At 64.7% G+C, this 10,132-nt stretch carries 9 protein-coding genes, 1 tRNA gene and 1 pseudogene; all 11 read right to left on the reverse strand.

All coding sequences use genetic code 11. The features are described 5' to 3' along the window. A partial coding sequence (gene rpoC, locus M0P34_RS09700) for a DNA-directed RNA polymerase subunit beta' (RefSeq protein ID WP_291498715.1) occupies positions 1-1,847 on the reverse strand: 1,847 nt, incomplete at its 3' end. An 87-nt stretch (positions 1,848-1,934) separates the two neighbouring features. After that, a complete protein-coding gene (rpoB, locus tag M0P34_RS09705; RefSeq protein WP_291498716.1) occupies positions 1,935-6,047 on the reverse strand; it encodes a DNA-directed RNA polymerase subunit beta in 4,113 nt (1,370 codons plus the stop codon). 357 nt (positions 6,048-6,404) lie between these two features. Next, positions 6,405-6,794, reverse strand: coding sequence for a 50S ribosomal protein L7/L12 (gene rplL, locus M0P34_RS09710; protein ID WP_291498717.1), 390 nt, complete (start codon positions 6,792-6,794; stop codon positions 6,405-6,407). 70 nt (positions 6,795-6,864) lie between these two features. After that, entirely contained in the window at positions 6,865-7,386 is a 522-nt protein-coding gene (gene rplJ, locus M0P34_RS09715) for a 50S ribosomal protein L10 (RefSeq protein WP_291498723.1), read from the reverse strand. 188 nt (positions 7,387-7,574) lie between these two features. Next, complete coding sequence (gene rplA / locus M0P34_RS09720) at positions 7,575-8,282, reverse strand: 50S ribosomal protein L1 (RefSeq protein WP_291498718.1); 708 nt, start codon at positions 8,280-8,282, stop codon at positions 7,575-7,577. 11 nt (positions 8,283-8,293) lie between these two features. Next, positions 8,294-8,719 carry a 50S ribosomal protein L11 gene (gene rplK / locus M0P34_RS09725; RefSeq protein ID WP_291498719.1) on the reverse strand — a complete coding sequence of 142 codons (426 nt, stop codon included), beginning with the start codon at positions 8,717-8,719 and terminating at the stop codon, positions 8,294-8,296. Positions 8,720-8,776: 57 nt separating this feature from the next. Further along, entirely contained in the window at positions 8,777-9,331 is a 555-nt protein-coding gene (nusG, locus tag M0P34_RS09730) for a transcription termination/antitermination protein NusG (protein WP_291498720.1), read from the reverse strand. Between the two features lie 28 nt (positions 9,332-9,359). Further along, entirely contained in the window at positions 9,360-9,653 is a 294-nt protein-coding gene (gene secE, locus M0P34_RS09735) for a preprotein translocase subunit SecE (protein WP_291498721.1), read from the reverse strand. A gap of 27 nt (positions 9,654-9,680) precedes the next feature. Continuing rightward, positions 9,681-9,757: transfer RNA gene (locus tag M0P34_RS09740), tRNA-Trp, on the reverse strand. Positions 9,758-9,866: 109 nt separating this feature from the next. Next, positions 9,867-10,016, reverse strand: a complete 150-nt coding sequence (rpmG, locus tag M0P34_RS09745; RefSeq protein WP_291498722.1) for a 50S ribosomal protein L33 — start codon at positions 10,014-10,016, stop codon at positions 9,867-9,869. A 3-nt stretch (positions 10,017-10,019) separates the two neighbouring features. Next, positions 10,020-10,132, reverse strand: a pseudogene (locus M0P34_RS09750) (elongation factor Tu); the annotation flags it as partial.

Raw genomic sequence — 10,132 nt, forward strand, 5'->3', positions numbered from 1 at the left:
CGGTCGCACAGGATGACCGTGGCCTTGGTGCCTGCCAGACGGTAGGCGCCGGTGACCAGGGCGGCGATGTTCTTCTTGTTGAGCACGCAGTTGACCATGTCAAAGGGCATCTGCTCGGGCAGCAGTTCGCTGACGATGATGCGCCCGGTGGTGGTCTCCACGATCTTGCCCTCGATGCGCACCTTGATGCGCGCGTGCAGGCCCACCACCCCGTGATCATGGGCGGCGATGACCTCCGAGGGATCGGAGAAGACCATGCCCTCGCCCCGCTCAAACGAGCGCGGCGTGGTCAGGTAGTACAGCCCCAGCACGATGTCCTGCGAGGGGTTGATGATGGGCGAGCCGTTGGACGGCGAGAGGATGTTGTTCGTGCTCATCATGAGCACGCGGCACTCGATCTGCGCCTCCACGGACAGCGGCACGTGCACGGCCATCTGGTCGCCGTCGAAGTCCGCGTTGTAGGCCGAGCAGACCAGCGGGTGCAGCTGGATGGCCTTGCCCTCGACCAGGGTCGGCTCGAAGGCCTGGATGCCCAGGCGGTGCAGGGTCGGGGCGCGGTTCAGCAGGATGGGGTACTCGCGCACCACCTCCTCGAGAATATCCCAGACCACCAGGTCCTCGCGCTCGACCATCTTCTTGGCGCTCTTGATGGTCGTGGCCAGCCCGCGCTCCTCCAGCTTGGAGTAGATGAAGGGCTTGAACAGCTCCAGGGCCATTTTCTTGGGCAGGCCGCACTGGTGCAGCTTGAGCTTGGGCCCGACCACGATGACCGAGCGGCCGGAGTAGTCCACGCGCTTGCCCAGAAGGTTCTGACGGAAACGGCCCTGCTTGCCCTTGATCATGTCGGACAGGGACTTGAGCGGGCGGCCGTTGGTGCCGGTGATGGCCCGGCCCCGGCGGCCGTTGTCGAACAGGGCGTCCACGGCCTCCTGAAGCATGCGCTTTTCGTTGCGGATGATGATTTCCGGCGCGCCGAGCTCCAGCAGCCGCTTCAGGCGGTTGTTGCGGTTGATGACGCGGCGGTACAGGTCGTTGAGGTCCGAGGTGGCGAAGCGCCCGCCGTCCAGGGGCACCAGGGGCCGCAGCTCGGGCGGAATGACCGGGACGACCTCAAGGATCATCCACTCGGGCTTGTTGCCCGACTCCAGGAAAGCCTCGACGATCTTCAGGCGCTTGGTCAGCTTTTTCTTCTTGGTCTGCGAGCGGGTCGCCAGGGACTCTTCGCGCAGCTCCACGCGCAGGGCCTCGAGGTTCAGCTCCTCCAGCAGGCCGCGAATGGCCTCGGCGCCCATGCCCACCTTCACGGCGTCCTCGCCGTAGTGGTCCATGACCTGGTAGTACTGTTCCTCGGAGATGATCTGGTACTTGGTCAGGCTGGTGGCGCCGGGATCGAGCACGATGAACGAGTCGAAGTACAGCACCTTCTCCAGGTCGGCCATGGTCATGTCGAGCAGGGTGCCGATCTTGGAGGGCAGGGTCTTGAGGAACCAGATGTGCGCGACGGGCGCGGCCAGCTCGATGTGGCCCATGCGCTCGCGGCGGACCTTGGAGGCGATGACCTCCACGCCGCACTTCTCGCAGACGATGCCCCGGTGCTTCATGCGCTTGTACTTGCCGCAGTTGCACTCGTAGTCCTTCACGGGGCCGAAAATCTTCGCACAGAACAGGCCGTCGCGCTCGGGCTTGAAGGTCCGGTAGTTGATGGTCTCCGGCTTCTTGACCTCGCCGAAGGACCACTCCCGAATCTTCTCGGGCGAGGCCAGGGAAATCTGGATGGAATTGAGCATCCGGCTGCCCTGTACGGCGGCCGCGCTCCCTCTCATGGCGAACAGATCATCCAAGGACATTGATCCACCTCGCGAACTTGCTGGTTTCAAATATGATCATCGCCGGGCGGCTTCGCGAGAGAAGCCGCCCGGCGGGTCGTGACATCGCTACTGCGGCCGAACCCCGGCGGGTTTCTTCTTCTCGTCGTGGTGCAGGTGGACATCCAGCCCCAGGGCCATCAGTTCCTTGACCAGGACGTTGAAGGACTCGGGGAGTCCGGCTTCGAGGAAGTTCTCGCCCTTGACTATCTTCTCGTACATCTTCACGCGTCCGGCCACGTCGTCGGACTTCACGGTCAGGAACTCCTGGAGCAGGTAGGCCGCGCCGTAGGCCTCCAGGGCCCAGACTTCCATCTCGCCCAGGCGCTGGCCGCCGAACTGGGCCTTGCCGCCCAGGGGCTGCTGCGTGACCAGGGAGTACGGGCCCGTGGAGCGCGCGTGGATCTTCTCGTCGACCAGGTGGTGCAGCTTGAGCATGTACATGGTGCCCACGGTGACGCGGTTCTTGAAGGGCTCGCCGGTGCGCCCGTCGAAGAGCACGGACTTGCCGTCCTCGGGCAGGCCGGCCTTGCCCAGCAGGCCCCAGATCTCCTCCTCCGAGGCGCCGTCGAACACCGGGGTGCGGGTGACGATGCCGCCGCGCAGGCGCTTGACGGTCTCCACCAGCTCCTCGTCGCCCATGGCGTCCACCAGGGCGGACACCTCGGCGGAGTCGAAGACTTCCTTGACCTGGCGGCGCAGCTCGGCCAGATGCGCGCCCGAGTCGAACAGCTCGGCCAGCTGGTAGCCCAGCTCGGCGGCGGCCCAGCCCAGGTGCGTCTCCATGATCTGCCCGATGTTCATGCGCGAAGGCACGCCCAGGGGGTTCAGCACGATGTCCACGGGGCGCCCGTCGGCGAAGAAGGGCATGTCCTCCAGGGGCAGGATGTTGGACACGACGCCCTTGTTGCCGTGGCGGCCAGCCATCTTGTCGCCCACGGCCAGCTTGCGCTTCACGGCCAGGTAGACCTTGACCATCTTGATGACGCCCGGAGGCAGGTCGTCGCCCTCGGTGACCTTGCCGCGCTTGGTCTCGTAGATTTCCTTCACGAACCGGAGCTGGCGCGCGTAGTCGTCCAGCACCTCGCCCACGGCGTCGTTGACTTCCTTGGCCTTGAACAGCCCGGCCAGCTTCTTGACCGGCACCTCGGGGTAGACATCCTCGCCGATGACCTGCCCGGCCTCGACCAGCACATCGCCCTTCTTCTTGCCGGGGATGCTGGAGGAAACCTGCTTGCCGCGGACCAGATCCCACAGCCGCGAGCGCGTGGCGTCCTCCAGGGCGGCGGCGTGCTGGGCCTCCTTGCGGTCCAGGCGCGCCAGTTCCCAGTCCTCGATCTCCTTGGTGCGGTCGTCCTTCTCGCCCGAGCGGCGGTTGAAGACCTTCACGTCGATGACCGTGCCCTCGATTCCCGGCGGAACCTTGAGGGAGGTGTTCTTCACGTCGCGGGCCTTGTCGCCGAAGATGGCGCGCAGCAGCTTCTCCTCGGGGGTCAGCTGCGTCTCGCCCTTGGGCGTGATCTTGCCCACCAGGATGTCGTCGGGCTTCACGTTGGCGCCGATGCGGATGATGCCCGAGTCGTCGAGGTTGCGCAGCATCTCCTCGCCGACGTTGGGGATGTCGCGGGTGACCTCCTCGGGCCCGAGCTTGGTGTCGCGGGCGACGAGCTCGAACTCCTCGATGTGCACCGAGGTGAACACGTCCTCCTTGACCACGCGCTCGGAGATGAGGATGGAGTCCTCGAAGTTGTAGCCGCACCAGGGCATGAAGGCCACGGTGAGGTTCTTGCCCAGGGCCAGCTCGCCGTCCTGGATGCCGGGACCGTCGGCCAGCACGTCGCCCTTCTTCACGCGCTGCCCGGGGACGACGCGGGGCTGCTGGCCAAAGCAGCTGTTCTGGTTGGACTTGTGGAACTTGAGCAGGTCGTAGCTCTTGACCCCGCCCGTGCTCAGGGCCAGGCCCTGGCCGTCGTCATACTGCACCACCACGCGCTCGGCGTCGGAGAAGTGGATCACGCCGCTGCCCTGGGCCAGCAGGCAGGCCCCCGAGTCGCGGGCGACGGTCAGCTCCATGCCGGTGCCCACGATGGGCATCTCGCTGCGCAGCAGCGGCACGGCCTGGCGCTGCATGTTCGAGCCCATGAGGGCGCGGTTGGCGTCGTCGTGCTCGAGGAACGGGATCAGCGCGGCGGAGATGGACACGATCTGGCTGGGCGAGATGTCCATGAGGGTGACTTCCTCGTTGGGCATCAGCGTCGGGTCGCCGGACACGCGCGCGTTGATCAGCGGGTTGACGAAACGGCCCTGCTCGTCCAGCAGCGCGTTGGCCTGGGCGATGACCTCGCCGGCCTCCATGGAGGCGTCGAGGTAGCGGATCTCGTCGGTGACCTGCCCCTCGCGCACCACGCGGTAGGGGGTCTCGATGAAGCCGAAGTCGTTGACGCGCGAGTGCGTGGTCAGCGAAACGATGAGGCCGATGTTCGGGCCTTCGGGCGTCTCGATGGGGCAGATGCGCCCGTAGTGCGAAACGTGGACGTCGCGGACCTCGAAGCCCGCGCGCTCGCGGGTCAGGCCGCCGGGACCCAGGGCCGACAGGCGGCGCTTGTGGGTCACTTCCGACAGCGAGTTGGTCTGGTCCATGAACTGCGAGAGCTGCGAGGTGCCGAAGAACTCCTTGAGCACGGCGGCCACGGGCTTGGGGTTCACCAGGTCGTGGGGCATGAGCGTGGCCACTTCCTGGAGGCTCATGCGCTCCTTGATGGCCCGCTCCATGCGCACCAGGCCGATGCGGTACTGGTTCTCCACCAGCTCGCCCACGGGGCGCACGCGGCGGTTGCCCAGGTGGTCGATGTCGTCGGCCGGGCCGCGGGTGTCCTTGAGCTTCACCAGGTGGCGGATGGCCCGCAGGATGTCCTCGTTGGTCAGGGTCTTGTGGTCCAGGGGCAGGTCCAGGCCCAGGCGCGAGTTGAGCTTGTAGCGGCCGACGCTGGACAGATCGTAGTAGTCCGCGTTGCGGAACAGGTTCTCGAAGAAGGTGGCCGCGATCTCGGGGGTCGGCGGCGAGCTGGGCCGCAGGCGGCGGTAGATCTCGATCTGCGCGGCGGCGGTGTCGGCGATCTTGTCGAGCATCAGGGTGTCGCGCATGGAGGACGAGCGGTCGGCCCCGCGGGTGTAGAGCACGGGCAGGCGGGTGATCCCGGCGGCCTCGAGGCGCTCGGCCAGCTCGGACGACAGGGCCTCGGCCGCCGAGGCCAGAACCTCGCCGGTCTTGGGGTCGACCAGGTCCTCGGCCAGGAACAGGGTTTCCAGCTGCCCGGGGTCGACCTCGTAGCACTCCACGCCCTTCTTGAGGAAGAGCTTCCACACGCGCTTGTTGATGGGCTTGCCCGCGCCCACCAGCAGCTCGCCGTCGGCGGCGGTCACGTCGGAATAGGCCGTCTCCTTGCTGAACAGCTCCTCGTTGACCTCGCGCAGCAGGCGCCCCTTGTCCAGGCGGTAGTGCTCGGTCTCGTAGAAGTAGGCCAGGATCTCGGCGCTGGTCATGCCCATGGCCTTGAACAGGATCGTGGCGGGCATCTTGCGGCGGCGGTCGATGCGCACATGCAAGATGTCCTTGTGGTCGAAGTCGAAATCGAGCCACGAGCCGCGCATGGGGATGATGCGGCAGCTGTAGAGCACGCGGCCGCTGGAGTGGGTCTTGCCCGAGTCGTGCTCGAAGATGATGCCCGGCGAGCGCTGGAGCTGGTTGACGATGACGCGCTCGGTGCCGTTGATGATGAAGGTGCCCTTGTCGGTCATCAGCGGCAGGGTGCCGAAATAGATGTCCTGTTCCTTGATGTCGCGGATGGTCCGGCTCTGGGTGTCCTCGTCCACGTCATAGACCACCAGGCGCACGGTGATGCGCACGGGGGCCTCGAAGGTCAGGCCCTTGGAGATGCACTCCGCCTCGTCGTATTTGGGGGTGCCGATGTCGTAGCTGACATATTCCAGGCTGGCGGTCTTGTTGAAGTCCTCGATGGGAAACACCGAGCGGAACACGCCCTCGAGCCCCTCGTCGCGACGCCCGGCCGGGGGCAGGTCGAACTGCAAGAAGCGGTGGTAGGAATCCACCTGGAGATTGAGCAGGTTGGGGACGGGATGCTTCGAGGCGATCTTGCCGAATTTCTTCGTAAGCTGGACCATCTTTCCCTCTCAGACGGAGATATTTCAACCAAGGCCCTGGGGCTGGCACGCAGTCGGCCCAGGAGCGGGACTAGCGGCAGGTCAGCCGATTATACGGAAAAAAGGAAAGCGCCCAAGCCCTGAGCGCCAAGCGGAGAGCGCACCTGTGCCACCACAGTGCAGCCAAGAAACGTGACTTTGCGGTCGTTTCATATTTAGATAGTGGGAGCCCGATGCACACGACACGAAGAGGGCAGAGATACCCCAGGCCCAAAAAAAGGGCAAGCAGAAAATTTCATCCCGTGTCGATTTCCAAAAGTGACGGAGCGCAGCGCCCCGTCGGGGCGCTGCGCTCCGCGATTCCCCCAGGGGGAATGTCTACTTGACTTCGACTTCGGCGCCGGCTTCTTCCAGCTGCTTCTTGGCCTCGGCAGCCTCGTCCTTGGACACGCCTTCCTTGATGGAGGCGGGGGCGCCGTCGACCTTCTCCTTGGCCTCCTTGAGGCCCAGGCCGGTCAGGGCGCGCACGGCCTTGATGACGGCGATCTTGTTGCCGCCGGCACCCTTGAGGATGACGTCGAACTCGGTCTTCTCTTCCTCGGCGGCAGCCTCGGCGCCACCGGCGGCGGGCATGGCGGCCACGGCCATGGCCGGGGCGGCGGCGGACACGCCGAACTTCTCCTCCAGCTCGGAGATGAACTGGGAGAGCTCCAGGACGGTCATATTGGCGATGAACTCGACAACCTGATCTTTGGTGATGTCAGCCATTGTCTTTTCTCCTTACAGTGCTTTGGCTCGCAAATGCGCACAAAAATGTTGTTGGGACGGGACCGGGAACCTACGCGGCTTCTTTCTGTTCCTTGATGGCCGTGAGCGCATACAGGAACTTGCGCTGCAGGTTCGCAAACAGACACACGAAGTTCGTGGGCACGGCGTTCATGGTGCCGAGCAGTCGGGCAAGCAGTTCGGGCTTGCCGGGCAGCTTGGCCAGTTCCTTCACGCCTTCGGCGTCGAGGAACTTGCCCTCCAGGCTGGCGAAGCGGAACGAGAACTTCTTGTTCTTCTTCGCAAACTCGGAGATGGTCTTCGCCGCGGCCACCGGGTCTTCGTAGCCAAACGCAACAGCGCAGTTCGCCTTGAGATGGTCCTTCAGCACCTCGTGCGGTCCGCCTTCCATGGCAATGCGGGCCAGGGTGTTCTTCACAACCTGGTACTGGACGCCCGCCTTGCGCAGTTCGACGCGCAACTCAGTCAGCTCTTCGACTTTGAGGCCCTGAAAGTCCGTCACAATGGCGATGCTGGCGCCTTGCGCCCTGGCTTTCAGATCGCTGATGATTTCAGCTTTCTGTGCCCTGTTCACCGCTTTCTCCTTGGACTGAGGGTTCAAACCGAAGGCGAGCCAAAGCATGGTCTCGACGGGAAATTAAGGGGCATGGCCCCGCCCGTTGTCTCCGACTCGTCTTCTCCACACACCGGCCCGGCGCCCGCGGCGCCAGGCCGTATCGTCACTCCCCGCCCGCGGGCGGAAAGGTTCGACGCTCGTATCCGCTAGCCCTCGATGAACTTGCGGATGCTCAGCGGGTCGACCTTGACGCCGGGGCCCATGGTGGTGGCCACGGTCAGGGTCTTCATGTAGGTGCCCTTGGCCGAGGCGGGCTTCAGGCGGTTGACCTGCTCGATAAGGGCCTTCAGGTTGTCCAGCAGCTTGGCCGGACCGAAGGACACCTTGCCCAGCGGGGCATGCAGCACGCCGGCCTTGTCGACCTTGAACTCGACCTTGCCCGCCTTGAGCTCGGACACGGCCTTGGCGATCTCGAAGGTCACGGTGCCGGTCTTGGCGTTGGGCATGAGCCCGCGCGGGCCGAGCACGCGGCCGATCTGGCCGACCTTGCCCATCATGTCCGGGGTGGCAACGGCCTTGTCGAAGTCCAGCCAGCCGCCCTTGACCTTGTCGATCAGGTCGTCGCCGCCCACGAAGTCGGCCCCGGCCTCGCGGGCCTCGGCCTCCTTGTCGCCCTGGCAGAAGGCGGCGACGCGCACCGTCTTGCCCAGGCCGTGGGGCAGCGTCACCGCGCCGCGCACCATCTGGTCGGAGTACTTGGGATCGACGCCCAGGTTGATGGCGACATCGACGGTCTCGTCGAACTTGGCGAACGACGCCTCCACGGCCAGCTTCATCCCGTCCGGCAACTCGTACTTGACGGCGGGGTCGATGGCCTGCGCGGCGTTTCTGAATTTCTTTCCGTGTTTGGGCATAGTCTGGTCCTCTATTCGATAACGTCGATGCCCATGCTGCGGGCGGTGCCGGCGATGGAGCGCACGGCGGCGTCAATGTCCTTGGCGGTCAGGTCGGGCATTTTCAGCTCGGCGATCTCGCGGACCTGGCTCATGCTCACCTTGCCGACCTTGTTGCGGTTCGGCTCGCCGGAGCCCTTGTCCAGCTTGGCGGCCTTGAGCAGCAGCACCGGCGCCGGGGGCGTCTTGGTGATGAAGGTGAAGGAGCGGTCCGCGAAGGCGGTGATCTCCACGGGGATGATCATGCCCTTCTGGTCCTGGGTCCGGGCGTTGAACGCCTTGCAGAACTCCATGATGTTCAGGCCATGCTGACCCAGTGCGGGACCGACCGGCGGAGACGGGTTGGCCGCCCCTGCGGGGATCTGGAGCTTGATTTTCGCCAAAACTTTCTTGGCCATGGTTACACCCTCGAATCGTTTATCAGCTTAAGAAATCCCGATGCCAGGACCGCCCGGCTAGCCCTTGCTGACCTGGACGAAATCCAGCTCCACAGGGGTCTGCCGCCCGAAGATGGACACCGAGACGCGCAGTTTGCCCTTGTCGTAGTTCACGTCCTCGACCGTGCCGTTGAAGCCGGAGAACGGCCCGTCGATGACGCGCACCTCGTCGCCGCGCTCGAACTTGAACTTCGGGCGGGGCTGCTCCTGGCGCTGCTCCATCATCCGCAGGATCTTCTCGGCCTCGCTGTCGCGCATGGGCGCCGGGCGGGACTTGCCGCCCACGAACCCCGTGACCCTGGGGATGGACTGCACCAGATGCCAGGAATCGTCGGTCAGAACCATCTTGAGCATCACATATCCCGGATAGAACTTCCGGGTCGAGGTCTTCTTCTCCCCCTTGACCAGCTCGATGACGCGCTCGGTGGGCATGACCACCTCTTCGATCTGGCCCTTGTCCTGACCGGTGCGCATCATTTCGCGGATGGTCTGCTCCACGCGCTGCTCGAAGCCCGAGTAGGTATGCACGATATACCAGCGCGCCTTGGGGGTGGATTGAATCTCTTCAGTCATGCCGATGCTCGCTTGCGGCCGGGCCGCGCTAGGAAAGAATGGCCCCGATGGCCTTGGACAGGCCGAAATCCACAAGGCCCAGGAACAGAGACATGAAGACGACCATCACCAGCACAGCGATGCCGGTGGCGACGGTCTCCTTGCGCGTGGGAAAGGTGACCTTCTTCATCTCCGCGACGGACTGGTCGAAGAACTCGCGCAGCTGCTGGATCTTCCCCGGTTCCGCCTGGGCGGCCCTGCCGGTCTTGGCGCCCTTGGCGGACTTGCCGTTCTTGGCGGCGTCCTGGGCGGGCTCGGCGTGACTCGATTTCTGGTTCGCCATGGGTTCCTTCCGAGTGGAGAAAAAAAGTGGCAGGGCAGGAGGGATTCGAACCCCCAACATCCGGTTTTGGAGACCGGCGCTCTAGCCGTTAGAGCTACTGCCCTGCATCGTATGGAGCCGTCGGGGAGGCGGGACCGGGAGGCCCCCGGCCCCGCATCTTCCCCTGTAAAGTCTCCTGTCTACGAGCACGTTATGTGCGTCGCGGACCGGGCCCTACTTGGACTCCTTGTGAACCGTATGCTCTTTGTCGAACGGGCAGTACTTCTTCAGTTCGATGCGGCCCGTGGTGTTCTTCTTGTTCTTCATCGTCGAATAGTTGCGGCGCTTGCACTTGGTGCAGGCGAGCTGGACCTTCACTCGCATGGCTTACTCCACGATCTCGGAGACGACGCCCGCGCCCACGGTGCGGCCACCCTCACGGATGGCGAAGCGCAGGCCGAGCTCCATGGCGATGGGAGCGATCAGCTCGACGTTGAACG

It is taken from the genome of Desulfocurvus sp. (assembly GCF_023230885.1).
GTDB lineage: Bacteria > Desulfobacterota > Desulfovibrionia > Desulfovibrionales > Desulfovibrionaceae > Desulfocurvus.